This window comes from Heyndrickxia sp. FSL W8-0423 (assembly GCF_038009395.1).
GTDB classification, from domain to species: Bacteria; Bacillota; Bacilli; order Bacillales; family Bacillaceae_C; genus Heyndrickxia; species Heyndrickxia sporothermodurans.
The window spans coordinates 481,210-507,704 of sequence record NZ_JBBPBE010000001.1 but is presented as its reverse complement, the minus strand read 5'-3'; the positions used below and the strand labels follow the sequence as shown (position 1 = coordinate 507,704).

Sequence of the window (26,495 nt, the reverse complement as noted above, 5' to 3'; positions counted from 1 at the left end):
CTGGTGCAGGGTATACCTAGAAGGGAAATGTGATGACCCCGTGAGGACTTCACCTTACCGAACAGGCAGGGTTCTAGTCTATAAGGGTAATCCGAAGTGACGAAGAACGGGTGAAGTAGTCAGAAATTCTCATAGTACGGAAGTAGCTTGACGACCATAACATCAAGTGAACAGAAGGGGAATGACATATAATAGATCCAAGTTATAAAAGTGGCATTATGTAAGACAACAAGAGCTTATTGACCCAACAACTCCACATGTTTTCATGCGAACAATGTGGAGGAGAGATGTACCCTGAGTTTTGTGTACATGGCATAGTGTACAAAATAACGGATATTATCTAAACAAAAAGAACCGAGCATGGTTTTCGCCCGGTTTTTCTTATAGAGGATTCCATACAATAACGCTTTGAGTCATATTACGCTATTTAAAAAAGAAGAAATTCACCATGTCAAACACTTGGATTATAAATTATCCAAGATATCCCTATTTATATACATCATAGGATGGTGTACAATTGTAAAAGAATTCACTAATGTAATGGCTGTATAATTCTCATTCAGTTAGAAAGCTAAATCAATGGGGGGTAGCCTAGTTACTTAATTACGATTGTACACCAGTTTTATATGGGGCAGGACCTTAATCATCCGTATGTCAAAGCCGACGTACTAAATCATTTTTTCAGTATAGAAACCATGTTGGAGGATGAATGTAAAGGTCATGGCTCAACCACTTTTTTAGGAAAAGAATTCTGAAAGAAACTAAATTTTATGTGTCCAAAAAATTGACATATATCCATAAATTTAAGATAATCTTTTTATTAATAAAGGGTAAATAGTTTATTATTGATAGAATCAATCTGCACTGATTAAAATTACAAAAAGTAAAGAATAATTAAAGATTAAATGCTTTATAACTACTTTCTATAGTGTACCATTTCTAAAGAAAGTAGATCCATTTTGTTTATGGTATAAACTTATTAAATCTATGTTTGTTTTCATTTTGAATTTTCAATATCAAAATCTTGTTATTTTTTCTTTTGTCTTCAAAGATATTAAAACTTTTGTTTAGAAATTAAATTTATACTTAATTTTTTGTACAATTAATGTTTTCTCCCTATTACGATCATTTATAAACAATTTTTAAAATACTACAATGATATTTTAAATCGATTAAAAGGAAGAAACTCGAAATATTAAGTAATCTTTTTCTTCTTAGCATTTAAAAAATCCTAAAAAAATCACTCTATATATAAAACAATGGAGGAAAATAAGTTTGAATGAAATAGAAAAGGTAATTGAAGTCCACCAAAAGTTGTTAAATCAGTCTGAAGCTCCAATTGCAATAATGGCAGAAATACTTTGGATTTTTATAGGTTTATTATTAATTATACATATAATTAAAGATATTAAAATATTTTCCCTAAAAAAACTAATTTATATGGTATTTTTCTTAGTCATCATATTTTTTACTGTCGGTTCATTGTTTACTTCTATAAAAAAATATGACTTTTCAATGAATGAAAAACAATGGAAGGAAAAATATCTTGAACCTTACATTGTTTCTTTACCTACAAACAAATTAGAAGTTGAAGATTTTCTGCTGGTATTAAAAAGACCAAATAAGGGAGTCAAATCAGTTTATATAAATAATAAAGAAAAACCTATTTGGTGCAAAATATCTATGGTGAATAAAAAGGGACATGAAACGAAAATCAATGTTCAAACTAAAATTCAAAAAGAAAATATTAAACATGCTTATTTAACTTATAAAGTAATAAGTAAAAACATATCCAATGATTACAAAAGTGATGCCTTTTATGAAACAATATTACATATACCAAAAGATTATAGAGTCCTGGTTCCGGTAAAATAAAGGATTTACAGCTTATTAAAAGTTCCTAATAACATATATTTGTGGACTCATTTTATGCTTACATTGTTATTTACCTATCGGACCTAAGGTTTTGATTAACATTAAAATAACAAGTTCAAATAAGGTTTTAAGAAATTGTTCAAATATAGCTTATGTATTTTATTCCACAAAAAATGTTTCGAGATAAACAAGATAAATTTTAAGTAAAATAAGTACATCGACTCTTTAGATTTAATTATGAACGTACTCTAACGGCTAAGAAGATGCTGATTTAAGGAGAAAAATATGTTGGAAACATTAATTAAATATAACTTTCCATTTTTCACTAAACATCACAATGCTATCATAAGAAAATATAATGAACCCAAGAAACTATGCAGGAAATGAGGAGATGTTAAAGTAGGTTAATGAAACAGAGAAAACGTTATACATCAGAATTCAAATCCAAATTGTGCTAGAAATCTTGAAAGAAAAATGCTAAACGAAAATGCTTCTGCCAATGGAATTCATATGAATGAATTCCATTGGCAGTTATATATGAGAGAGATGGGGATTGTTGATATCGACATGGTCCGAATCTAAGCAAATAAAATCATAAGCACCGGATTTTTCCGTAGCTTTTAAGAGAATTAACCATTCAGTACCCAAACCATGTCTGGGGAATTGGCATCACTTACATTAGATTAAACCGTTGCTGGATGTACCTAGTGGTTTTCATTGATTGGTTTTCCCGGTATGTCGTAAGCTGGGAATTGGATCAAATCATCGAAATGGATTTTGTAGTTGAAGCCGTCAAACAAGAACTATCTGAATACAAGCCAACGATTTTGAATAGTAATCAAGACAGCGATTTCACTAGATCACAATACATCGACTTACTCAAGGAAAGAGACGTGACGATCAGCATGGATGGAAAAGGCCGAGTACTTGACAACATTATCACAGAAAGGCTTTGGCGAACCGTGAAGTATTAAGAAGTATATTTAAAAGATTACGGGAGTCCTAGAGAAGCGAGAAAAGAGATTAATAGCTTTCTAACATTTTATAACCATGAACGACCACATCAATCGTTAGGCTATAAAACGCCTGCTATCCTTTTTATTGTGTAATTGTTCGCAAGCCATACTCTTGAAAAGAGGACTTCTTAGGGGCTAACCAGTCAAGAGTAATAGCAAGCCCTCACTCGTTCGCTCTTAACAAGTTAGCCCCTAAGAAGCAAAATATTGGTGAGGATGGCTCACAAACAAAACAACAATTGGGTAAACCAACCTCTAAAGCCAAGCAAATCCTTCTGACTGTAACATAGTAGACAATCCGCGTTCGACCCCCACGTCTTAACAATAGGGTCCACTTTAAAAATGTAATTACTAGTAATTTTCTTTACCTATTTATCACCAATTAGCAAAAATCCCAAATTACTTCTAATCTAATATATATAAGGGTATCACCGATCATTCAATAGAAAATCTAATTTATTTGGGTACTACTTAATTTTATATCTTAACATTTTCTTCAAGTTAAGGTTTAAGTGATAAATATACTAACACTATTAAAATTCAAATCGTCTGTTTCTTGGGGAAATTCAATCTCATTTGTTTTATGCGCATAAATATGTATCGCTAAATCTATAGAAACTAACAGTCACACAAAGGATTTATATTCTCTTTTTATTATTTATAATTAATATAGTAAGGAAATAAAAAAGAATGCTTGATAAAAGTAGTGTAAAAACCCCATCGGTAACATTTAAATAAGGATTATTAAAATTTAGAGCACTTTCTCCATTTATAATTTTTGGTACATTAGCAAATGTGAATGGAATGAAATGCATTATTGCATAAAACTTGGTTTTAATACTGCCCATCAACTCAACAAAATAAAAACATCCAATTAAAACTAGCATTAACAACAAATTATTTTTTATGAAGGTATTTAAAAACTGTGTAAAAATAGAAATAAAGATTAGCAAACAAATTATTAATAATAGAGCCCTGCCAAAAAAGTTAGAAATTGTAATCCAAGTTAATTCAGTTCCATTGGAATTTACAGCAATTGGGTAGTTCCAGCTACCAGGATTATTGGCTATTGTTCCAATGAAAAGTGCTACCAATAAAGGAACAAAAATTAGAATACAACTATAAAAAAATGATATTAAAATTCTTGTATCCAGTATTCTTGTTTGCTTCACGGGAAATATGTTAACTAAATTGGTTATACCGCTCATTTTATTAGTTGTGGATATATCACCTATAAGCACTGCTACAAAAAGAGGCATTAGAAAAGGAAAGAAATAAAAGAGAATTCTATACGTAAAATTAATTCCTTCTGTTTCATATGACTCTATAACTGGATGAATATTTTGATTAACTAATTTAGTGTTGAGTTGTATTTCCTTTTCCGTTATTGGAATAATATCTTTATTATCTGTAACAGCAGTTCCTGCTCTTAATTTTTCTAGAAGATTTTTATCTAAAGAAATTTGCAATTTTAGTTCTTTCTTCCAGTCTCCTGTTTTATTTGCTTCAATTTGAGACGTTTGAAGGTTTAATTGTTCTTTTAAATTTCTAAGTACTCTTTCTTTGGCCACACTCTTGTCAGGATTGCTCTCCAAACTTGAAAGTGAATTTTCAAGAGTTACTTTATTACGTTGATAATCATTAATGGGATTCATTTTTTTAGAGGTTTCAAAGTTTAAAAAGAACAAAAGTAAAACAATTACGATTGCTATACCAAAAACAGCAATATTTTTTTTATTTCTAATTACTCTTAATGATTCTAACCGCATTAGGCTCATATTACTTACCACTTCCTTCATAAAGGTCCTCATAAATTTGTTGACTGCCTTTATTACCTAAATAAAGAACATTAAATTTAATATTTTGATTAGCAAGTTGATTAAATAATAATGAAATCTTATCCGTTTCTACCTCTAACTCAAGACTTTTTGAATTGATTTTCGTAAATTCTTCACTTTGAAATATTTTTTGTATATATTGGAAATCTGTCACTGTATCAAATTGAATTTTTGCATATTTCTTAAAAGGAGAATTATTTTTTTCACTTTCATAAATTATCTTACCATCTTTAAGATAAATGACCCGATCACATAAATCATCAATATTACTTAAAATATGAGATGAGAAAAGAATAGTTTTTTTCTGAGCTTTAAGTTGTTTAATTGTTTCACTTATAAGCTTAATATTGGTTGGATCTAATCCGTTCATCGGTTCGTCCATTAATAACAAATCACAGGAACTTATTAAACACATTCCAAATAACAGCCTTTGCTGCATACCGAGTGAATACTTTGAGACTTTTTTGTCAACATAAGATGTCATGTTTAATTTTTCGACAATATCATGGTAACTCAGTTTACTATCCCATAAATTTTGTACTAATTTTAGATGCTCTTTTCCGCTTAAATTTGGGTATAGTACTGAATTATCTTGTAAAAAAAATACTTTTTTCAAAACGTTTTCTCGATTATTTTGATAGTTCATATTATAAATACTCATTTCTCCTTTAGATACAGGAATGAGACTTGATATGGTTTTTAATAACGTTGTCTTCCCTGAACCATTAGGAGCTACTAAACCAATAATTTCTCCCTGACCGGCGGAAAAACATATATCTTCTAAGATTTTCACTTTTTCTATCTCCACAGAGATATGGCTTAACTTTAACAAAATAATCCCTCCGGAATTGAAATATAAATACTAATATTAATAAAGTTTGATAATCTATCAAACAAAAGAAATTCGAGATAGCCCCATTTTAAATATTGAATTATTTTAAATGAATAGAATTTTATTTGTACATAAATTCATAATTAATTATTTTACTCTAGTGAAAAAATTGGAAATAAAAAAAGGGATCAAGATCCCAATTTTTATTTTAATAAGTTTCATAGACCTTAGTAAATTTGTACGTTGACCATATAATCCCTGAATCAACCTTAGTTTTTTTAGTAGTTACAACAGAGTAACCATTTTTGTAGGATAAAGTTTTGTAAACATAGCCATAGGTATCACTCCAAAAGCTTAAAGCATTGTTATAATCTTGCAAATGGTAATTTTCAACTTCAGACACATTCATAGCACTAGTATTATTGCTATATCCAAAAAATAAAGCTGCGAATAAAACAAGTGCGGCAAATAGCGCTAATAATTTTGCTTTCAAAGACTGTAAAGATAAATTAATACTGTTACTCATTTAATCTCCCCCATTTTATTAAAATTTACTGTTTAGAAAACTACCCTCCTTATTATCAGATAATACTATTTTATTTTACTAATATAAATTTTTTAACAAAAAAATAAATATTTTTCCAATTTACAAAAATAACCCACCATTTAGACAATATTTTGTACAGTATTATTTTTTAAGTTTCTCAATCAATAAAACTATTATTATGATATTGTAAAAACAAGCTTTCTCCTTTAGCAAATTGGATATTTCATCTATGGTTGGGGGAGGTTTAATAAAAAATGGTTGATAGGAAGCGAAATGATAATTGGCATAAATAATTGATGTATTAAAAGAGTGGGAAATTCCTTTTTAAGGATTTGAAGAAATTTTTAATAAAACTTTTTATATATAAAACTTATTTTCATCACTATTCAGATGGGCATTTATAAGGTAAGCTTTTTATCATCGTTTGTAATTCACTTTTAATAAATAGGTATAGGTTTTATGGTATTCCTAAATGTATGAAACCACGGCTCTATTCGAACGCATTTCCAGTCGTAGAATCACTTTTTTTGAAACATCAAATACATCTTAATTCCTCGCCACGAAACTCATATCGTTGTTCTTATATAGTAACTTTGTTCCTTTACTGAAAGCCGAAAGTAAAGTATTAATATGAATTGAAGAAAAAATATATATTGGTTATTATAACTCAACTTTCGCAGAGCAAAATCGGCAAATAAGCCTTGATATAGTTTGGAAGGCCTGACTTTGTATTAACTTTTGGATTTTCTTATTCGTCTGTTATAAGTGCGTCTCGAAGAAGCTCGATTAACTGTTGTAATGCGACAGCCCAATCAAGTTCATTTACTTCATCGCATAATTCATAAAATAGGACACCTATTGTGCGTTGATCGGTGTTACCACGATTCTGCCATGCCAGTACGATAAAACGAGTAAACACAATAGTTGTATGGCAAATAAGCGCATCATAAGACCGGCTTTGGAACTCTTTTCAAGTTTCAAAAGAGATTTGGCCGCCTTAAAAAACACCTCGATATCCCAGCATATTCCATAGATTCGGACGATTTCCTGTTATGAAAGAGTGCAATAGGTACTGAGGATGGCAAGCTAGTCACTTTTCTTGTTTCTGTTTTTTATTGGTATTCCATTGGCGTTGTCGTATGGATGGAACAGAGAATTTTTTTCTTTGATCGAACGGGTCCGGCCAAGCGGCATAGCTGCTTTAAAGTCACCAATGTCCCGTTTACGTTATAGCGCTGTTTTGTTTCTTTAACAATTCCAATGACATCCAAACCTTGTTTAACGATAGCTTTGATAAGTGGTGGCAATGTAAACTAAGAATCCATAAGGACATATCTCGCATCTATTCCATTAACTAGCGCACGTTTGATCATGTCAGAAATTTATTCAGGCTCTGTTTGTAAGGTATTTTCTCGACGCTTAGATCCACAAGTAAGTTTATCAATTTGTTCAAAGATTCCATTGATTGAGAGTTTTTTGAACTGACTAAAGAAAAGTCAATTGGCATAAATGTAAAGCCATTCGATCAGCCTAAAGTGAGCATACGAAAGCCTTTATAGAATCGTATTTTAAGAGAAGCGTGATCAAAACAACGAGCGAGAAGTTCTACCTTTTTACTACGATTTCGGTCATACGCAGAATCATCGATAATCAGTACTTTTGGCCGCTCTTTATTCGTAATACGAGTAACCTTTTGAATGGTAAAAGTGCTCAACAGTAATAAAAAACGGCGCCAATTGAAAGTTGATTGGTTTAAAAAGCGATAGACTGGAAACTGATCAGCCTTCTTTGACTTAAGAAGAGAAAACCAATTTTTATGTTGGAAATTCAGACAGAAAACGAGCTGAAATAAGTAAGAACAGCTGAAACCAAAGGACTTTTTAATTCCTGCTTGGTGTAGATGTTTATTCATTTCAAGCTCAGAAAAAACAGAATTAAGTTCTTTTAGTAGCTGATTGTATTGGCTATTTTGGTCTATCATATAGGAGACACCTCTTCTGTGTGGTAGTGACTTCTCGACAATCTCACTATACCAAAGATCGAGGTATTTTTTCATTTTTTATAAAGGGAGTAAAGGACAAAGCAACTTATTCAAAATACTCCCTTTTCTTATATGAATCGACAACATTTTCGGCTAAGTTTATTAATCAAACGTTTGATTAAAAATAAGCGAAAGTGCAATTCTACAGCATTTTTTAAGAAAGCACCATTAAAATCGTGTCGAATCACTTTTTCTTAGTTGGTGTAACCTCATCTGCAATTTCCTCAAGTGATTTAATTTTTCCGTGAGGGTTTTGTGATTGTTTTCGAACGGTCCATTGCCGCTCTTTCTGGCCTTTTGATTGTGTCATTGTTCTTCCTCGCCTTCCTTTCCAGGTATTTTTCCATCAAACCATTTTGAGAAACGTTCCATTTCTGGATCAACTTTTAAGGACGTGACGTGAAATGGATTATCCGTCACTTTTCTATCAAATCGCAGTCCCATTTGTGGGCCGCCAAACGAGTCATTTTCAATTCCTTCATATTCGGAATCGAAATGAGGATCGGCATTGACGTGAATATTCTTCTCTCTGTTCATTAACATCACTCACTTTAAATTTTTCAAATCTATTTTGCGACTGAAAGGGATTCTTTATTCTTAATTGGGGAAAAACAATGTTATAATTACTTCCATACATTTATTGAGGAGAGTAGGATATACATATGATAAGTCTAGAAGCGGGAACGGTAGTAACATTGGATGTGGATCGTGAAGCACCTTTTGGTTATTTTTTAACAAACGGGGAGGAGGATGTGCTCCTTCATGATAGTGAAGTTCCGGAGGAGTTTAACCCTGAGGAAGCACATACGGTTTTTTTATTTCAGGATCATCAAGGTCGATTAGCCGCAACCCTGACGATTCCGACCGTTCAAATTGGAAAATATGATTGGGTAGAGGTCGTTGAAGTGAAGGAATCACTTGGTGTGTTTGTATCGATCGGGATTGTAAAGGATATTCTCGTATCGAAGGATGATCTTCCAGCACTTCATAGTCTTTGGCCGACAATTGGAGATCGACTGTACTGCTCGTTGAAAACAGATAAAAATGGACGCTTATTTGGAAAATTAGCAACCGAGGATGTCATGCGGGCTGTTGCGGAGAAAGCAACACGTAAGGACTTCAATAAAAATATTACTGGTTGGGCTTACCGTCTATTGAAGATTGGGACCTTCCTTTTAACAGATGAAAACTATATCGGTTTTATCCACGAAACACAACGTAAACACGAACCACGTCTAGGACAAAAAGTGGAAGGCCGGATTATTGATGTGAAGGAAGACGGCACGATCAATGTATCACTTCTTAGCCGGGGTCATGAAGCATTAGATGAAGATGCGGAAAGGATTTTTTCTTATATGCAAAGTCGCGGCGGAAAAATGCCCTATTGGGATAAAAGTAGCCCTGAAGACATCACAGCCCGTTTTGATATGAGTAAAGCTGCATTCAAACGTGCAATAGGCAGATTGATGAAAGAAGGAAAGATTTATCAAGAAGATGGTTGGAGTTTTATAAAAGAATAATACGATTAATAAAAAGGCAGATCATCCGATTTGTCTTTTTTACAAGGCTCTTTTTAAAATAATTGTAGCGGAAAGGAACGGTTCATTGTCTATTTCAAAAACAACAAGCTTTACGAAAACGATTAAACAAAAAGAAGCGCCGCATTTCCCTTCAAAATCTTTGATTTAGTGGGGATTAGGGGCTTATTCTTTCTTTTTCTTTGGTTTTCAAAAATCCTTTTTTATTCTTTCAATCATTGCACCGTCAGTGGTTAATACCATATAACTTTTACTACAAAAATTTGGTTTTCAGTATTATTTAGCTTCAAAGTAAATTGTTTTCAAAATATACTATTTATTCAAAATACCTTATTGCCTTTACAACGTATTTTGCTATGATAGATAGGAAGGAGCCTTTTGGAGGGTTTGATAATGAAAATTGTAAAAACATTAAAATACAAAATTATTAATCATTCAAAGATCTTCCACTCGACACTAGACATCTATAATCGAGCGTTAACATTCATCATGGATGTCATTGATAAAGAGTTTGATCATTTGGATTCCATCTCAACGAAGACGATTGTCCCTGCTGTCGAGAAGCTCATTCATGTTACAAAATCAAACCCTCAACCAAAGTACCCTGAGTTCAATCTTCTTTTCTATAAATTTCCTTCTTATTTTAGAAGAAGTGCCATTGCCTCCGCTTTTGGAAAAATCAAAAGCTATCGTTCCAATCTAAAAAATTGGGAAGAAGAAAAGAAAATGGCTCTATCAGAAGGAAGAAAATTTAAGAAGAAACCCCCTCGATTACAATTAGAACATAATGAATTTCCAGTATTTTATCGAGGAAATATGTTCAAAAAGACCTCTCATACTACAGCAAAAATTAAAGTCTTTCATCAGAATGATTGGATTTGGAAAGAGATTCAATTTAAACCACAGGACGAATACAAGCGTGGGGTCTGGAATTGGAAAGAAAATAATCCAAAGCTTGTTCAGGTGGGGAAAAAGTTCTTTCTGAATGTTAGCTATGAATCGAAAGTGAAATTAAATCATACAAAAACACAAAACCAAAGAATTTGTGCAGTAGACCTAGGAATCAACCAATCCGCCGTTTGTTCCGTGATGGATGCGAAAGGAACTGTCTTGGCCCGAACATTCATTAATCAGCCAATAGAAAAAGACCGATTGTATACCATTACAAACAAACTTAGGAAGGCACAATCCATTTCAGGGAGGATTACTGCACCAAATTTTTGGAGAAGAATAAACGGTTTGCAAAAACAAATCGTGAACGATACGTCACATGAAATCGTAAAATTCGCGAAAGAGCATAGGTGTGATGTGATTGTATTTGAGTACCTTGATCAAATGAAAATGCCTAAAGGATTTTGGGGTGCGAAAAAACTCCGTTTCAAACTTCGGTATTGGCGAAAGAAAGGCATACAAAATAAAGTCGAAGAAATGGCCCATTTCCTAGGAATGAGAATTTCAAGGATTAACGCTCGAAATACAAGTGCTTTAGCATTTGATGGCTCTGGAAAAGTGCAACGAAATGCTAAAAAAGACCTCGCTACGTTTACAACAGGAAAAGTGTATCATGCAGATTTACAAGCGTCGTATAATATAGGGGCTCGTTATTTTATCCGTGGAATTCAAAAATCCATTTCTGAAAAGAAATGGTTGACTCTTCAGGCAAAAGTTCCTGAATTGTCAAAAAGAACTGAACAAACCTTGTCTTCATTCATTAGTCTGAATCAAGCGATAGAGACACGAAAGGTGTCTTAACTGCTGATTTTGTACTGTATTTAAGATAAGGGATGCTCCATCAAAATCTATGATTTACTTGGAGAGGTTCACCAAAAAATAGGAAAATGTACTTACGAAAAATTCTAACTATTTGAGTTGTTATCGGTTATAGTAAATAGTATCAACGTAAAAGATTTACGAGAAACAAGGGAGTGTTTTGATGATTACCTATGCATCAAGAAGTGATGTGCCGGAGGGTGAAAAGTGGAAATTAGAGGATATTTATCCTTCTATAGAAGAGTGGGAAGCAGATGTACAAAAGATCGGACAAATGGCAGAAGGATTGAAGAAATACGATGGGAATATCCATAATGGCCAAACTTTATTATCCTATTTGTCAGAAAACGAAAAGGTATCTTTTTCTTTTAACAAAGTAGCTGCCTATGCAATGTTACAAGTAGATATTGATACACGTAATTCATTTGCCCAGTCACTACAAGATCGCACCAAGCAATTAGGTGTAAAATTGAGTGCGGCCACTTCTTTTTTTATGCCATTTCTATTAAGTTTGGAAGAAGCTACATTAAAGAAGTATATAGCAGAAGCAGAGGGTTTAACTTATTTTGAAAAGGATTTGTTTGAAGCGTACCGCTATAAAGCACATGTGTTAAGTAAAGAAAAGGAAGAAGTCATCTCGCAATTAGGAGAAGCACTTTCATCACCCAGTCATACATATAGCATGATAAACAATGCAGATATTAAATTTGGAGAAGTGACCAATGAGGATGGGAAAAAAGTAGAACTTACACGAGGGATGTACTCCAAACTGATTGAAAATAAGGATCGGGACAAACGAAAAGAAGCATATAAAGCCTATTACCAACCATACGTTCAATTGAAAAACTCGATTGCATCCACTTTAGCAGCAGCGGTGAAAAATAATGCCACGATTGCACGAATGCGAAACTATCCTTCCGCATTGGAAAAGGCATTATTTAGTGATTCCGTTCCAAAGGAAGTATATGAAAATTTAATTGCAACGACTAAAGCGCATATCGCACCAATGCATCGCTACTCGGAAATACGTAGAGAAATGCTCGGTGTAGAGGAACTGCGCCAATATGATTTATCTGTTCCTTTAGTGGAAGGGGCTGAACAAGACATCTGCTTTGAACAGGCATATGCCACGATGCTTAAAGCGCTTTCGCCACTCGGGGAAGAGTATACGAGAACACTGGAGTCCTTTAAAGATGCAAGATATATTGATGTGCGGGAAACACCCGGAAAACGTACAGGTGCCTATAATTTAGGCGTATATGGGGTACATCCATTTGTCTTATTAAATCATCATGATGACTTAAATAGTTTATTTACACTCGTGCATGAAATGGGGCATGCGATGCACAGTCATTTTTCACATAAAACTCAGCCGCAAATTACAGCAAAATATAGCATTTTTGTAGCAGAAGTTGCATCAACAGTAAATGAAGTATTGCTCATTCACTATTTACTTGAACAAGTAGAGGATGAAAAAGTGCGAAAATACCTGATCAATCATTTTATTGATAAATTTAAAGGAACACTATTTACCCAAGTAATGTTTGCCGAGTTTGAAAAAATTACTCATGAGAAAGCTGAAAAGGGAGAAGCATTAAATGCGAACGTGTTCAGTGAGATCTATGAATCATTATTCCGCGAATATAATGGAGATTGCGTTGTTTTCGATGATGAGGTGAAATATGGTTGGTCGAGAATTCCTCACTTCTATCGCCCATTTTACGTTTATAAATATGCAACAGGCTTTGCATCTGCCATTCATTTAGCGGATCGAATTTTAAAAGGAGACCAAGAAACTTTAGCGTCTTATCTTGAATTCTTGAAAAGCGGCAGCTCGGATTATCCGTTAGAATTGTTGAAAAAAACAGGTGTCGACTTAACATCACCAGAGCCGATTCAAAATGCATTGAAGCAATTTAGTGAATTGGTGGATGAATTTGCGAAAAAGTAAGTAGGTATCCTTGATGTTATGAAATACATTGAATAAAACGGACCAAATCGTATATCGATTTGGTCTTTTTGGTTGCTTTGTTTTCTAGTTCAGCTAATATCAAGACGAAGTTGTGATAGGATTTCATGGAAAGGAGGGAAAAATGTATAAGGAAGGAATGGATGCATATAGTTTCTCATGGAAAGAAGGGAAAAATGTATAAGGAAAGAGAGGATACGTATAGATTTTCATGGGAAGAGGGAAAAAATGTATAAGGAAAGGGAGGATGCGTATAGATTTTCATGGGAAGAGGGAAAAAATGTATAAGAGAAGAGAGGATGCGTATAGATTTTCATGGGGAGAAAGAAAAAATGTATAAGAGAAGAGAGGATGCGTATAAATTTTTATGGGAAGAAAGAAAAAATGTATAAGCATAGAGCCGATCCTTATACATTTTCATAGATTCAACGCCAAAATGTATAAGGAAGCCTAGTTATATACATTCTTCTAAAATGAATCAAATTAAGAAATAGACCAATTTTATAAAACTATTGTTTATCCGCTTTCCAAATCGTCCAACGATCTTTTTCAACAATCGGTTGATGGCCGGGTAACTTTTCCTTCAGATAATCAACTAGATCTTGCAATTGATAATCATTTAGCTCGTGAAGGATGGAACGACCTGTTCGATTTATTATATCATCAAATAGTTCTTGCCGATTCTCATATTTCCTCCTAGTCTCCCATAATATATGTTTGGAAATTGTTTCAAAGCCAGTTAGCTTTAATGCATCACGAACATTCTCGCCGGAATGTCTTCGCGAGGTTTCCTTTTCTACTAACTGTGGGTATTTTGTAAAAAAATATCCCCTAATATGTTCATTACTTCCTTCAACTAAGCAATCGTCGGGTGTACGATCTTGAATCATGCATGAGCCTCCCCGTTTTAATAAACGAAAGATTTCTTGAAAACAAGTTTCAATATCATTTAGATGATGGATAACTGCACGTATGAGCACGATATCGTATTGTTCACTAGGCAATCCCGTTTGTAAGGCATTGCCTAGCTTGAATTCAATATTATGATAGGATTGCAAATTAACTTTTGCAGCAGAAAGCATCTTTTCTGAAAAATCCAGGCAGGTTATATGCAAGGCCCCCATATCTGCAAGAGCTTTTGTGTAAATTCCACCGCCACAACCAATATCTAGCACTCTTTTTCCTTTAATATCGCTTATCTGCCTAACAAATTGTATCCAAGATGAGTCCGCTTCTCTTCTTGCATAGGTAAAATGGTCATCCGGATTCTGAAAGTTGATTGTCATCGCCAATCCCTCCCTGTTCTTGCTTTTAGATTAGCTCTATATATTTCATTAGTCAATTTAATAATTTTTATAAATACCCATAAGTATTTGTTATTTTGGACATAAATCTTGTACTTATGAATAACATGTGTAGTGGGAAAGAGAGAGGTAATCATTTAGTATTTCTTACTAAATTATAATTATTATAAAAAAGTATTGATTTTATTTTAATAAGTGTTATTATAGTTTCATAGTCAAAATAACTTGATGAGGTGATTTGATTGAGTACAAATAAGAAACTAACGACAAGTTGGGGTGCACCAGTAGGAGATAATCAAAATTCAATGACAGCTGGCTCCCGCGGACCGACATTAATTCAAGATGTACATTTGCTAGAAAAATTAGCTCATTTTAATAGAGAACGTGTACCAGAACGTGTTGTTCATGCCAAAGGTGCGGGTGCACACGGATATTTTGAAGTAACAAATGATGTTTCAAAATATACAAAAGCAAAAGTATTTAATGGTGTGGGCAAACGTACACCATTATTCATCCGCTTCTCAACAGTAGCTGGTGAAAATGGTTCTGCTGATACAGTTCGTGATCCTCGCGGCTTTGCAGTTAAATTTTATACAGAGGATGGCAACTACGATATCGTAGGAAATAACACCCCTGTTTTCTTTATTCGTGATGCAATCAAATTCCCTGATTTCATTCATACACAAAAGCGTGATCCGCAAACACATTTGAAAAACCCTACAGCGATTTGGGATTTCTGGTCTTTATCACCTGAATCTTTACATCAAGTAACGATTTTGATGTCTGACCGTGGAATACCTGCTACATTCCGCCATATGCATGGCTACGGAAGCCATACATTTAAATGGGTGAATGAAGAAGGCGAAGGCGTTTGGATTAAATATCATTTTAGAACTGAACAAGGTGTGAAAAACTTAGCACCTGATTTAGCGGCTAAATTAGCGGGAGAAAATCCTGATTATCATACAGAAGATCTATTTAATGCGATTGAAAAAGGCGACTTCCCAGAGTGGAAGTTATATGTACAAATTATGCCTCTAGAGGACGCTAATACGTATCGCTTTGATCCATTTGATGTGACGAAGGTATGGTCACAAAAAGACTATCCATTAATTGAAGTCGGTCGAATGGTGCTTGATCGTAATCCGGAAAACTATTTTGCTGAAGTCGAACAAGCGACATTCTCACCTGGAACATTAGTACCTGGTGTCGATGTATCACCAGATAAGATGTTGCAAGGCCGTTTGTTTGCATATGCTGATGCCCACCGTTACCGTGTAGGTGCGAACCATAATCAATTACCAATCAACCGTCCGAAAAATGAAGTAAATAACTATCAACGTGATGGCCAAATGCGTTTTGGTAATAATGGTGGAGGCTCCGTATATTACGAACCAAATAGCTTCGATGGGCCGGCAGAATCACCGGAAGACAAACAGGCTGCTTATGCTGTTTCGGGATATGCGGATGCTGTTGCTTATGATCAATTCGACCATTATAATCAAGCGGGTGATTTGTATCGTTTACTAAGTGAGGAAGAGCGTACACGCTTAGTTGCAAATATCGTTGAAGCAATGAAACCTGTGGAGGTAGAAGAAATTAAGCTTCGTCAAATTCAGCATTTTTATAAAGCAGATCCGGAATATGGAAATCGTATAGCTGAAGGTCTAGGATTACCTCTACCTCAAGAAGTTTAATAGCATATTTATAAAAGTAGTATAGTAATCTCAATTTATTTCTCAAATTCTCAGGTTAGAGTAGGTATCCGTTCGCAGACGGGTACCTATTTTTAAATAGTGCATATTTTATATGAGGTGATCGTAATGTAAAAGGAGTGTTCGAATATGTTAAACAAAATAATTTGTCCTATATGTCATACAAAAATAAAATACTTAAAACATAGTATTCTTTGTAAATGCGGGATGAAATGTAAAACCAAAAAAACAATTGCTTAGTTATAAATGATCAGTTTAATTATCAATGTACCACTCCTTCCTAATTGTGAAAACGCTTCCATTATCTTTTTGATTAGCATATGATAGATATAGAGCTTCATATTTTTAGGGGGAGGTTACACAAATGGGGAAGCAAAAGAGGTTTGAAACAGAGGTTATTCATAGTGGATATGATTCGCTGCAACATCAAGGCAGCCTTGTTCCGCCGCTATTTCAAACGTCCACCTTTACATTTCCGTCAGCCGCAGAGGGAGAACGTCGATTTGCGGGAGAGTCGGAGGGGTATGTTTATTCACGTTTAGGAAATCCTACCGTAAAAGTACTTGAGGAAAGAATGGCAGCCTTGGAAAAAGGGGAGGTCGCACTTGCCTTCGGATCAGGAATGGCTGCTGTATCTGCAACTCTTTTTTACTTAACAAAAACAGGTGATCACATTCTTTGTTCGGAAGGAATATATGGCTGTACATTTGGGCTGCTGCAATTAATGAAAAAGAAGCATCAAATTCAGCATGATCTTATCCATTTTGCCGATGAAGAAACGGTCCGCGCAGCGATTCGCGATAATACAACCTGTATTTATATTGAAACACCGATTAATCCGACGATGAAGCTCGTAGATTTAGAGATGGTTTCTCGGGTTGCAAAGGAAAAAGGCATCCCGGTCGTCGTTGATAATACGTTTTGTTCTCCGTACTTACAGCAGCCATTAACATTAGGATGTGATTATGTCATCCATAGTGCAACGAAATATATTGGTGGACATGGTGACGTGATTGCTGGGATTGTCGTTGGCAGGAAGGAAGAAATGGGTGAAATGGCCATGACGACGCTGAAAGATATTGGAGGAATCATTGGGGTAAGTCCGAGATAAGTCCAAAAACGGCATGATAGATAGAAAAAAATGTAAAAAGGGTCAAGAGGCCCTTCATTTGAGCTGTTTTAAGTTCTAACCCCAGCTTTCCATCGAAAGGTTGAGGTAGTTCTTCTAAATCAATGACGTAATCACCAAATAGTTTAATATGTTCCATAATATAGGGACTTAGTACACTTAGATCGTCTGGGTCTACGTAATGTCCTTCTTTCCTTAATTGACGGATCGCCGTGGTCATATCCACAACCCTTATCGGGGTAGTACCAGCGAAGCTGTCACCATCCGCAATAAGGCAATGTCAAGATTACTTCCAACATGCATACCCCCGTCCTATTTTGGATGGGGGTAAAATAGTTAATTTTTTTAGGATGCCCTAGCAATATAGTCATTTTAAAATTTTTATTTTCTTCAATAATCGCGCCCGATTGCTGAAGATTATTGCTGATTTTTATTGAAGGAAAACACCCGTTAAACAAGATTTTTTAGCTCTCTCGTCTGCCATGGTTAACCAAAACAGAGTTCTCCATTTTAAGAACTCCGATTTGGTTTAAAATTAGCTATTCTTTTTTTCTAGTTTATTCAATAATTCAGCAAGATTCGGATCATCTATATAATTTCCTATAGTAATGATTTTTTTATCTTTATGAGATAACCTCGCTCTTTCTAATAAATCTTTATGCACAACGATTATATCAGAATCCCGAGGAACATCTTCTATCCTATAATGTTTTACCTCAATGCCATTAATGTTTTTCTTTTGTAGTCTTTTTCTAAATGTTGTTGCACCTAGCGCACTGCTACCTGCCCCTGCATCGCAAGCAAATGAAATTTTACTAATTTTAATAGCATTAATTTGATTAATAGATGAACTTAGAATTTGTTTTCCTTCGGATTTCATAGCTTTTGATCTTTCTACTGAACTAGTAAAATCCTCATCTTCATCAGCTTTTTTATCCATCTTTAAAATAATTGATGTAACGAGGAAGGAAACTACAGCAGCAACGAGTACTCCGGATATGATTCCTAAGAAATTACCTTTAGGTGTTAAAGCTAGATATGAAAAAATTGAACCTGGGCTTGGCCCTGCTACAAGTCCTACATGGAAAAGGCGGAAAACGGTAATACCTGACATGCCACCAGCAATCATCCCAAGAATTGTAATGGGTTTCATTAATACGAATGGGAAATACAATTCATGGATACCGCCAAAAAAGTGAATAATAATTGCTCCTGGGGCAGTTCGTTTAGCCGTTTTTTTGCCAAAAACGCTATAAGCTGCTAATAATCCAAGTCCTGGTCCAGGGTTAGATGCTACTGTAAAATAAATTGATTTTCCTGCTTTAAGCGTTTCTTGCATACCTAAAGGATAATAAATCCCTTGGTCAATGACGTTATTTAAAAATAATACCTTCGCAGGTTCATTGATAATAGAAAGCAATGGTAAAAATCCAGTCGATACTAATGCTTTAATAGCCGATGATACAAAGTTATTAGCTGATTGGATAACTGGACCTATAAAGAAATACGAAACAACCATTAATAAGAAACCTAAAATACCAATCGAGAAATTATTAACGATCATTTCAAATCCCGCAGGAACCTTATTTTCTATTGATTTATCGAATTTTTTGATTACCCATCCGCCTAGAGGACCAATAATCATTGCTCCCAAGAACATTGGAATGTCTGATCCAACTATTAAACCGATAGCGCCAATGGTTCCCATTACAGCTCCTCTTTGGCCGGCAACCATCCTGCCCCCCGTACTAGCTAAAAGTAACGGCAACAGGAATTTTATTGCAGGGCTAACGATTTCTGCAAGGTGTTTATTTGGAAACCAGCCAGTAGGTATAAACAAAGCAGTGAGTATACCCCAAGCTATAAAGGCTCCTATATTAGGTAATACCATATTAGTTAAAAAGCCGCCAAAGGCCTGAATCCGAGCACGAGTTGATGGGGTCTTAGAAGGTTTATCTTTAACTAAATTTGCTGCATTCGCTGCATTCGCCATATCGTATCATCCCTTTTTCAAGTGTTTTTTAAGCATTCATCCACATTTGGCAAATAAACCAAGTTATTCGAAGGTAACGAATGTGGACTATCCTATTCGACCATCTTAATTAAATTAATTATTTCCTCTTCATTATCTGAATTTCTAAATTGAACCATAACATCTTCATCAATTAGGATAGAAGACAAATCAGAAATCAAATCTAAATGTCCTGTGCTATCTTCAGCGGCTAAAACGATCAGAATATTTACCTCTTTATCTTCTGGAAAAAGCACAGGCTTTTTTAATTTCAATAAGGAAATACCCGTTTTTATTACTCCTCCTCCTTCATTTTTTGCATGAGGCATTGCAATCCCTGGAACAATCACGATATAAGGACCGTTGATATTAACATTATCAATCATATCTTGAATATATTTTGGAGTAATATTTCCTTTGTTTAATAAAGGTTCGGCTGCTACTCTTATAGATTCTTCCCATGTAGAAACTCCATCTAAGAAATAGATATTATTTTTTAAGTAATCGCTTAACATTTTACTTCCCCTTCATTCATATTTAGTAGTGATATTAATTCATTGTTCTCATTTTTGAATAAATAATAATTTTCTTTAATTCGATCCCGGATTGTTTTACTTTCAATCTTAGTAAAATGTAATATTGCCTTGTCTATGCCTTTTTCACTTATATATTCTTGTAAATTGACGGATTCCTCATCACTAGGGTTATTAAATAGAAATCCAGCAGCAAGCGCCATTGTTAGATGATCTATAGGGAGCCCTAGATCAAATAGTTCTCTAGTTGGTTTAGTTAATCGCTCATCATAACTTAGTTTACGAATGGGGGATCTTCCTACACGCAAAATATCATCACTAATATTTTTATTTTTAAAGCGTTTTAATGTCTTTTCAATAAAAGCAGTCATGTCTTCAGATTTAAAATTGAATCTTTGAATTATATATTGTGAAGCTTCATTAAGTGTTTTCCTCACAAAACTTTCAATAGTTGGGTTGCCCAATGCACTCTGAACAGTAGATTCTTTTGCTAGAAATCCGATATATGCAGTCGTTGCGTGACCCATATTGACAATATATAATTTCCGTTCAATAAAAGGCTTTAAATCTTCAACATAGATAGCGTTTTCTATCAAGGGTAAATCTAAATTAACCATTTCTGATTTATTGATGATCCACTCGTAAAATGGTTCTACAAGCGCAATCTCACCCTCTTCACTATTTTTTGATAAAGCTAAGCGATCGATGGCTGAATTTGGAAATCCAACAAAAGAAGTGATTTCTTTCATTTCGCTATTAGTTACATGTTGTGCAATTTCTTGTTTCAAAGTTGATGTCGCATTAATAGCGTTTTCATTTGCAATTATGTCAAGCTTTCTTTTGTCTTTCTTTGCTCTCTTTAAAAGACCTTTAGAAATAATATTTGCGATTCTAGGTAAATTATTAACTCCAACAGATGTTGTAATTAGATCGGCGTTTACGATGGCATCAATTACATCTTCTTCTTGTGTAATACTATTTAATGCAGTAACAGGAGAAATCGTTTCTACTGTATGGGTGTCATCTAGTATTTCTACTAGGTAACTATTATTTTTATTAAAACTGTCAACCATTTGTAGGTTGACATCAACAAAGCAAACATCATAACCGGTTTTGTTTAGCAAATAGCCAATAAAACCCTTCCCGATATTCCCGGCACCAAAGTGTAGTGCTTTCATTTTATTATCTCCTTTTTATCCTAATGAACATCTATCAACATAAACGGCCTTTTAAAAGATCTATTCTAAGTTTGCATGATATTGCCACAGGCTAGGCATATCAATATTTTGCTCTCTAATCATCATTAATGCTAAAGTGTCACCTAACAACAATAAACTTTGTTCAAATAAACTTGTCATAGGCTGTACCGATGGAATTTCATCTGGTAATTGTAGTTTTGTGCTTACAGGTACTTTTACGAAAAGATCGGAATACTCTCCCATTGAACAATTAGGATTTGCCCCAATATGAGCAACAGTGGCATTATATTGTTTTGCCTTTTTTGCAATAATTAATGGGAAAGCTGACTCGCCACTACCTGAGCCTACTATTAATAAATCTTTATCCGTAATAGCTGGCTCAGTAATTTGTCCAACAATATAGGTTTTAATACCAAGATGGGCTAATCTTTTAGCTACTGCTTTTAATGACAATAAAACTCTGCCAACCCCTACAAAGAAAACTTTATCAGCCTTTTGTATTTCTACTAGCAACTTACTTACATCGTTACTATCAATGTTACTTAACGTAGTAGTAAGTTCATTTGTAATTTCTTTTGCAATATCATAGTAATGGCCCATTTTACTTAACCTCCTCATATAAACCCTCTAAAATAGCTTTTTCTACAATCTTCTTATTTTCTGCTAAACTTTTATTAGAAATAAATAGACTTGTACTTCCCGCCACTAACGTATCCGCACCGGCTCTTACCAAACTTGAAATAGTGTCTAAAGAAACTCTGCCATCAACCTCAATTCTTTTTTCAAATCCATTTTCTTTAATTAATCGATACAAATCTTCTACTTTTTTAACTGCATAAGATACTTGTTTTTCATTCTTATCCGTTGCAAAACCTGGGTTAATTAACATTAAAAGAACTGCGTCAACCTGTGGCAGCACATAATCCAATACGGATAATGGCGTTGCAGGATTAAGGGCCACTCCAACCTTAGTGTTATTTTTCTTTATTAATTGAATAAAGCGATCAATATGTGTACTCGTTTCTAAATGGAAAGATATTTGTTGAACACCGATCTGTAGCATCTCTTGAATAAAATACTCATTATTATTAGACATAATGTGCACATCAAAGTTCATATCAGTAATCTTGCGTAATTGCTTAACGGTATCAATCCCCAAGGGCATACTAGGGCTAAAATATCCATCAATTATATCTATGTGTAAAGTATCTAATCCTTCTCTTTCAATCTCTCTAACACTTTTTTCTAAATTGCATAAGTCTGCACACATAATCGAAGGTGCAATAGTAATTTTTCTGTTTTGCATGTTTATGCCTCCTGCCTTTGCGCTTATTTGCTTTTTTCTGTATTATAAAACGTTATCAATTATTAGTAAAGCATGTTTTTGCATTTTTATATTTATTTTTGCGTGTTTGTCTTTGTATAAACGCAACACTCTATGGTAAACTAAAAGAAATGAAAGAAAGGGTTATCATTATTATGCTAAAAGAAGAACGTCAACAGATAATTTTACAGATATTAGATGAAGAGCATAAAGTTATTGCTAGTGATTTAAGTAAGCGATTTTCTGTTTCAGAGGATACGATTCGAAGAGATCTGAAAGAATTAGATAATCAAGGTCTTATAAACAGAGTCCATAGCGGGGCATTGAGAATAGGACCGCCTGTCGTCGATTTTTCAACAAGGCAGAATATTTCTAATGAAATTAAAAGCAATTTAGCAAAAAAAGCATTGGATTTCATTAAAGAAGGAATGGTATTACTAATAGACGGAGGAACAACTAATTTACAATTAGTGAATCAACTACCATTAACATTTAACGCAACAGTCATAACAAATAGCCCTCCCATTGCAATGGCATTAATAAATCACCAAAATATTGAAGTCATTATGATTGGTGGAACTTTGTTTAAACAATCAATGGTTAATTTAGGAATTGATACTGTTGAAGCGTTAAATACAATGAGAGCTGACTTATATATCATGGGTATTTATAACATTGATCCTCAATTAGGGATTAGTGTTCCTAGTCTTTCAGAAGCCTTAGTGAAACGTAAAATGACTTCTATTTCTAATGAAATTCTGGGAATGGTAACTTCTGATAAATTAGATACTATTTCTAATCAAATTATTTGTCCAACAAATCAATTAACATATTTAATAACTGAAAATATCAGAACAGATATTAAAAGGTTATACGACCAGCAAGGAATACTTGTTATTGATTAATTAATTTTCAAATAAGTTTCTTACATTTTATAAGGCGGTTTGAAAGAAGAAGCAGCCTTTAAATGATAAATTAATAAAGGAGTAGATAGAATGAAGAACTTTAATGAAATTGATGAACTTGCTATTAATACAATACGTACACTATCCATAGATGCTATTGAAAAGGCTAATTCGGGGCATCCAGGTTTACCCATGGGAGCTGCCCCCATGGCATATGTATTATGGACCAAGCATATGAATCATAACCCAAAGAGTCCATCTTGGTTTAATCGGGACCGTTTTGTATTATCCGCAGGACATGGTTCGATGTTATTGTATAGCCTATTACATTTATCAGGATATGATTTACCCATCGAAGAAATTAAAAACTTCCGTCAATGGGGTAGTAAAACACCCGGCCACCCAGAATTTAGGCACACACCAGGTGTAGAAGCAACAACTGGCCCACTTGGACAAGGTATTGCTATGGCAGTTGGGATGGCGATGGCTGAACGTCATCTAGCAGAAAAATATAATAAAGAAGATTTTGATCTAATTAATCACTATACATATAGTATTTGTGGTGATGGTGATCTAATGGAAGGCGTTTCCGCTGAAGCTTCTTCACTAGCAGCACATTTAAAATTAGGCAGACTTATCGTATTATACGATTCAAACGATATTTCATTAGATGGTGACTTGAACCGTTCCTTCTCTGAAAGTGTGGCAAATCGTTATAAAGCCTATGGATGGCAAGTAATACGTGTCGGGGATGGCAATAATTTAGAGGAAATTAATCAAGCAATAGAAGAAGCAAAAAGAAATTTAGAATGTCCTAGTTTAATTGAAGTAAAAACAACCATTGGTTATGGATCACCAAACCTTGCAGGTAAATCTGATGTACATGGTTCACCACTTGGAAAAGAAGAAATTAAACTGACAAAACAGGCATATAAGTGGACATTTGAAGAAGACTTCTTTGTTCCTGAAGAAGTCTATACTCATTTCCGGTCACTCTTAGTAGAGGAAGGACAAAAGAAAGAAGAAGAGTGGAATAAGTTATATGCTTCTTATAAAGAAAGATACTATGAACTATATGAGCAATTAGATAAATCTATTAAAGGAGAACTGCCTGAAGGTTGGACAAATCATTTACCATCCTATGAAGTTGGGACAAGCTTGGCATCACGCGCTTCTTCTGGAGAGGTATTGAATGCCATTGCAAAAGCAGTCCCACAATTTTTCGGTGGATCAGCTGATTTAGCAGGTTCAAACAAGACAACTATTAAGCAGGCTGGTGATTTTTTTGCAACTAATTACGCTGGCCGTAACATTTGGTTTGGTGTACGTGAGTTTGCAATGGGTGCAGCGTTGAATGGTCTAGCGCTTCATGGGGGACTTAAAGTATTTGGTGGTACATTTTTTGTATTCTCGGATTATCTTCGTCCAGCTATTCGTTTAGCAGCCTTAATGAAATTGCCGGTCACTTATGTCTTTACACATGATAGTATCGCAGTAGGCGAGGATGGCCCAACACACCAACCGATTGAACAACTTGCTTCATTAAGAGCTTTACCAAACATGAGCATCATACGTCCAGCAGATGGAAATGAAACCGCAGCAGCTTGGCAAATTGCGATGGAATCAATGGAGACGCCAACTGCCCTGATTTTATCTCGTCAAAATCTGCCTACCATTGCCGGTACAAAGGAAAATGCCTATAAGGGCGTGCAAAAAGGCGCATATGTGATATCCAAATACGATAATCCGCAAGCCCTCTTGATGGCATCAGGTTCAGAAGTGCAGTTAGCATTACAAGCACAACGTGAATTATCGATGGAAAACATTTCAGTATCTGTCATTAGTTTTCCATCGTGGGATCGATTTGAAGCCCAGTCAAATGACTACAAGTCTTCAGTCCTTCCATCCAATATAAAGGCTCGATTAGCTATCGAAATGGGATCATCTTTGGGGTGGGAGCGTTATGTGGGAGACTATGGGGACGTGTTGGCCATTGATGATTTTGGTACTTCGGGTCCAGAATCCAAGGTGTTGAAGGAATATGGTTTTACCGTAGACAATATCGTTTCAAAGGTAAAAGAATTATTGAAGTCTCTACATTTAAAAAGTGAAAAGAGTTTATTAGAATTTGAAAATGGTGAAAAACAGAATGCTTTAAGTGTATAGGAACCATTTCAAGTTAAAAAATACTAATGAAAGTTGGAGAACAATATGAAATTTTTTATTGATACTGCAAATCTTGAAGATATAAAAAAGGCATATAAAATTGGCGTTTTATCTGGTGTTACCACTAACCCTTCCTTGGTGGCCAAAGAAGGTGTTAAATTCGAACATCGTATTGAGGAAATCTGTCAATCTGTACCTGAGGTGGAATCTGTTTCAGCGGAGGTAACTCCTGACGCAGTGACCGCTGAAGAGATGATTGCACAAGCAGAAAAACTCATTTCAATCAATGGCGGCGATGAGAAAATAACTATCAAGCTTCCAATGACATTATCTGGTTTAGAGGCATGTCGGTATCTTACTAGAAAAGGAGTTAAAACCAACGTTACCCTTATTTTTACTGTAAACCAGGCACTTTTGGCTGCTCGAGCAGGAGCTACATATGTTTCTCCATTCTTAGGCCGTTTGGATGATATTTCTGAAGATGGTGTCCAATTAGTAACCAAAATTGCTGAACTATTCCGTGTTCAAAATATAGATTCACAAATTATTGCGGCCTCCGTTCGACATCCAGATCATGTAACCCGTGTCGCTATGGCTGGTGCTCATATTGCCACTATCCCTTTTAGTGTCATTGAGCAGATGTCCAAGCATCCATTAACAGATCAAGGCCTCGTGAAATTTGCTGCTGATTGGGAAAAAACAAATAATCAATAAAATAATATTATTTATTTCTCAACTGTCTAAGGTCTTGTCATTGGACTTTAGGCAGTTGGTATTCTGTTA

Annotated in this window: 21 protein-coding genes and 3 pseudogenes; 11 read left to right on the top strand and 13 right to left on the bottom strand. The window is 34.5% G+C overall.

What is annotated here, in order from left to right; genetic code table 11:
- The first annotated feature begins 1,275 nt into the window (after nt 1–1,275).
- The 3 genes and pseudogenes from MKY81_RS02450 to MKY81_RS21045 form a co-directional block, all read left to right on the top strand.
- The gene (locus tag MKY81_RS02450; RefSeq protein WP_066228247.1) at nt 1,276–1,875 is read left to right on the top strand and encodes a hypothetical protein; all 600 of its coding nucleotides are present in this window, start codon (nt 1,276–1,278) and stop codon (nt 1,873–1,875) included.
- A gap of 635 nt (nt 1,876–2,510) precedes the next feature.
- Entirely contained in the window at nt 2,511–2,849 is a 339-nt protein-coding gene (locus MKY81_RS02445) for a DDE-type integrase/transposase/recombinase (RefSeq protein ID WP_153017462.1), read from the top strand.
- Nucleotides 2,850–2,882: 33 nt separating this feature from the next.
- Nucleotides 2,883–2,984, top strand: a pseudogene (locus MKY81_RS21045) (integrase core domain-containing protein); the annotation flags it as partial.
- A 545-nt stretch (nt 2,985–3,529) separates the two neighbouring features.
- On the opposite strand, the gene MKY81_RS02440 reads toward MKY81_RS21045, so the two are convergent.
- The 6 genes and pseudogenes from MKY81_RS02440 to MKY81_RS02405 form a co-directional block, all read right to left on the bottom strand.
- On the bottom strand, nt 3,530–4,690 hold the full coding sequence (locus MKY81_RS02440) for an ABC transporter permease (protein WP_235598281.1): 1,161 nt from the start codon (nt 4,688–4,690) through the stop codon (nt 3,530–3,532).
- Nucleotides 4,671–5,561: an ABC transporter ATP-binding protein gene (locus MKY81_RS02435; protein WP_341116547.1), complete on the bottom strand. Its 891-nt coding sequence runs from the start codon at nt 5,559–5,561 to the stop codon at nt 4,671–4,673. The genes MKY81_RS02440 and MKY81_RS02435 overlap by 20 nt, the downstream gene beginning before the upstream one ends.
- Before the next feature lie 208 nt (nt 5,562–5,769).
- Complete coding sequence (locus MKY81_RS02430; protein ID WP_341116545.1) at nt 5,770–6,087, bottom strand: hypothetical protein; 318 nt, start codon at nt 6,085–6,087, stop codon at nt 5,770–5,772.
- A gap of 688 nt (nt 6,088–6,775) precedes the next feature.
- Nucleotides 6,776–8,089 (bottom strand): annotated as a pseudogene (locus MKY81_RS21040) (IS4 family transposase).
- Between the two features lie 244 nt (nt 8,090–8,333).
- The gene (locus MKY81_RS02410) at nt 8,334–8,459 is read right to left on the bottom strand and encodes a DUF6254 family protein (protein WP_219909946.1); all 126 of its coding nucleotides are present in this window, start codon (nt 8,457–8,459) and stop codon (nt 8,334–8,336) included.
- Nucleotides 8,456–8,686: a hypothetical protein gene (locus MKY81_RS02405; RefSeq protein WP_341116535.1), complete on the bottom strand. Its 231-nt coding sequence runs from the start codon at nt 8,684–8,686 to the stop codon at nt 8,456–8,458. The genes MKY81_RS02410 and MKY81_RS02405 overlap by 4 nt, the downstream gene beginning before the upstream one ends.
- Before the next feature lie 128 nt (nt 8,687–8,814).
- Between MKY81_RS02405 and MKY81_RS02400 the strand changes: the two genes are divergently transcribed.
- The 3 genes from MKY81_RS02400 to pepF all read left to right on the top strand — a co-directional run bounded on the left by MKY81_RS02400 (nt 8,815) and on the right by pepF (nt 13,408).
- Nucleotides 8,815–9,669, top strand: coding sequence for a CvfB family protein (locus MKY81_RS02400; RefSeq protein ID WP_341118729.1), 855 nt, complete (start codon nt 8,815–8,817; stop codon nt 9,667–9,669).
- 411 nt (nt 9,670–10,080) lie between these two features.
- Entirely contained in the window at nt 10,081–11,439 is a 1,359-nt protein-coding gene (locus MKY81_RS02395; protein ID WP_341116533.1) for a transposase, read from the top strand.
- A 181-nt stretch (nt 11,440–11,620) separates the two neighbouring features.
- A complete protein-coding gene (gene pepF / locus MKY81_RS02390) occupies nt 11,621–13,408 on the top strand; it encodes an oligoendopeptidase F (RefSeq protein ID WP_341116531.1) in 1,788 nt (595 codons plus the stop codon).
- A gap of 527 nt (nt 13,409–13,935) precedes the next feature.
- Here the strand turns inward: pepF and MKY81_RS02385 are convergent.
- Nucleotides 13,936–14,712 carry a class I SAM-dependent methyltransferase gene (locus MKY81_RS02385; protein WP_341116529.1) on the bottom strand — a complete coding sequence of 259 codons (777 nt, stop codon included), beginning with the start codon at nt 14,710–14,712 and terminating at the stop codon, nt 13,936–13,938.
- A 260-nt stretch (nt 14,713–14,972) separates the two neighbouring features.
- Here MKY81_RS02385 and katA point away from each other — a divergent pair, with 260 nt between their 5' ends.
- Together katA and MKY81_RS02375 are read left to right on the top strand one after the other, a co-directional pair.
- Nucleotides 14,973–16,427: a catalase KatA gene (gene katA, locus MKY81_RS02380; protein WP_341116528.1), complete on the top strand. Its 1,455-nt coding sequence runs from the start codon at nt 14,973–14,975 to the stop codon at nt 16,425–16,427.
- A 382-nt stretch (nt 16,428–16,809) separates the two neighbouring features.
- Nucleotides 16,810–17,538, top strand: a pseudogene (locus MKY81_RS02375) (aminotransferase class I/II-fold pyridoxal phosphate-dependent enzyme); the annotation flags it as partial.
- On the opposite strand, the gene MKY81_RS02370 reads toward MKY81_RS02375, so the two are convergent.
- The 6 genes from MKY81_RS02370 to MKY81_RS02345 form a co-directional block, all read right to left on the bottom strand.
- Complete coding sequence (locus MKY81_RS02370) at nt 17,534–17,794, bottom strand: Tn3 family transposase (protein ID WP_341118728.1); 261 nt, start codon at nt 17,792–17,794, stop codon at nt 17,534–17,536. The pseudogene MKY81_RS02375 and the gene MKY81_RS02370 overlap by 5 nt on opposite strands.
- Before the next feature lie 315 nt (nt 17,795–18,109).
- Entirely contained in the window at nt 18,110–19,567 is a 1,458-nt protein-coding gene (locus MKY81_RS02365; RefSeq protein ID WP_341116527.1) for a PTS mannitol transporter subunit IICB, read from the bottom strand.
- Nucleotides 19,568–19,659: 92 nt separating this feature from the next.
- Nucleotides 19,660–20,100 (bottom strand): PTS sugar transporter subunit IIA, encoded by a 441-nt coding sequence (locus tag MKY81_RS02360; protein WP_341116526.1) that lies wholly within the window; start codon nt 20,098–20,100, stop codon nt 19,660–19,662.
- Nucleotides 20,094–21,296 (bottom strand): mannitol-1-phosphate 5-dehydrogenase, encoded by a 1,203-nt coding sequence (locus MKY81_RS02355; protein ID WP_341116525.1) that lies wholly within the window; start codon nt 21,294–21,296, stop codon nt 20,094–20,096. The genes MKY81_RS02360 and MKY81_RS02355 overlap by 7 nt, the downstream gene beginning before the upstream one ends.
- A 60-nt stretch (nt 21,297–21,356) precedes the next feature.
- Nucleotides 21,357–21,917, bottom strand: a complete 561-nt coding sequence (hxlB, locus tag MKY81_RS02350; RefSeq protein ID WP_341116523.1) for a 6-phospho-3-hexuloisomerase — start codon at nt 21,915–21,917, stop codon at nt 21,357–21,359.
- A 1-nt stretch (nt 21,918) separates the two neighbouring features.
- Nucleotides 21,919–22,623, bottom strand: a complete 705-nt coding sequence (locus tag MKY81_RS02345; RefSeq protein WP_341116521.1) for a ribulose-phosphate 3-epimerase — start codon at nt 22,621–22,623, stop codon at nt 21,919–21,921.
- 17 nt (nt 22,624–22,640) lie between these two features.
- Here MKY81_RS02345 and MKY81_RS02340 point away from each other — a divergent pair, with 17 nt between their 5' ends.
- From MKY81_RS02340 to fsa, 3 genes are all read left to right on the top strand, one after another.
- Nucleotides 22,641–23,546: a DeoR/GlpR family DNA-binding transcription regulator gene (locus MKY81_RS02340; RefSeq protein WP_341116520.1), complete on the top strand. Its 906-nt coding sequence runs from the start codon at nt 22,641–22,643 to the stop codon at nt 23,544–23,546.
- Nucleotides 23,547–23,636: 90 nt separating this feature from the next.
- Nucleotides 23,637–25,712, top strand: coding sequence for a transketolase (tkt, locus tag MKY81_RS02335; protein ID WP_341116519.1), 2,076 nt, complete (start codon nt 23,637–23,639; stop codon nt 25,710–25,712).
- A gap of 45 nt (nt 25,713–25,757) precedes the next feature.
- Entirely contained in the window at nt 25,758–26,426 is a 669-nt protein-coding gene (gene fsa / locus MKY81_RS02330) for a fructose-6-phosphate aldolase (RefSeq protein WP_341118727.1), read from the top strand.
- Nucleotides 26,427–26,495 lie beyond the last annotated feature (69 nt).

Coding starts and splice junctions, on each gene's coding strand:
- MKY81_RS02440 (WP_235598281.1), bottom strand. CDS start 4,690: ATGAAGGAAGTGGTAAGTAATATGAGCCTAATGCGGTTAGAATCATTA.
- MKY81_RS02430 (WP_341116545.1), bottom strand. CDS start 6,087: ATGAGTAACAGTATTAATTTATCTTTACAGTCTTTGAAAGCAAAATTA.
- MKY81_RS02410 (WP_219909946.1), bottom strand. CDS start 8,459: ATGACACAATCAAAAGGCCAGAAAGAGCGGCAATGGACCGTTCGAAAA.
- MKY81_RS02405 (WP_341116535.1), bottom strand. CDS start 8,686: ATGAACAGAGAGAAGAATATTCACGTCAATGCCGATCCTCATTTCGAT.
- MKY81_RS02395 (WP_341116533.1), top strand. CDS start 10,081: ATGAAAATTGTAAAAACATTAAAATACAAAATTATTAATCATTCAAAG.
- pepF (WP_341116531.1), top strand. CDS start 11,621: ATGATTACCTATGCATCAAGAAGTGATGTGCCGGAGGGTGAAAAGTGG.
- MKY81_RS02385 (WP_341116529.1), bottom strand. CDS start 14,712: ATGACAATCAACTTTCAGAATCCGGATGACCATTTTACCTATGCAAGA.
- MKY81_RS02370 (WP_341118728.1), bottom strand. CDS start 17,794: ATGACCACGGCGATCCGTCAATTAAGGAAAGAAGGACATTACGTAGAC.
- MKY81_RS02365 (WP_341116527.1), bottom strand. CDS start 19,567: ATGGCGAATGCAGCGAATGCAGCAAATTTAGTTAAAGATAAACCTTCT.
- MKY81_RS02360 (WP_341116526.1), bottom strand. CDS start 20,100: ATGTTAAGCGATTACTTAAAAAATAATATCTATTTCTTAGATGGAGTT.
- MKY81_RS02355 (WP_341116525.1), bottom strand. CDS start 21,296: ATGAAAGCACTACACTTTGGTGCCGGGAATATCGGGAAGGGTTTTATT.
- hxlB (WP_341116523.1), bottom strand. CDS start 21,917: ATGGGCCATTACTATGATATTGCAAAAGAAATTACAAATGAACTTACT.
- MKY81_RS02345 (WP_341116521.1), bottom strand. CDS start 22,623: ATGCAAAACAGAAAAATTACTATTGCACCTTCGATTATGTGTGCAGAC.
- tkt (WP_341116519.1), top strand. CDS start 23,637: ATGAAGAACTTTAATGAAATTGATGAACTTGCTATTAATACAATACGT.
- fsa (WP_341118727.1), top strand. CDS start 25,758: ATGAAATTTTTTATTGATACTGCAAATCTTGAAGATATAAAAAAGGCA.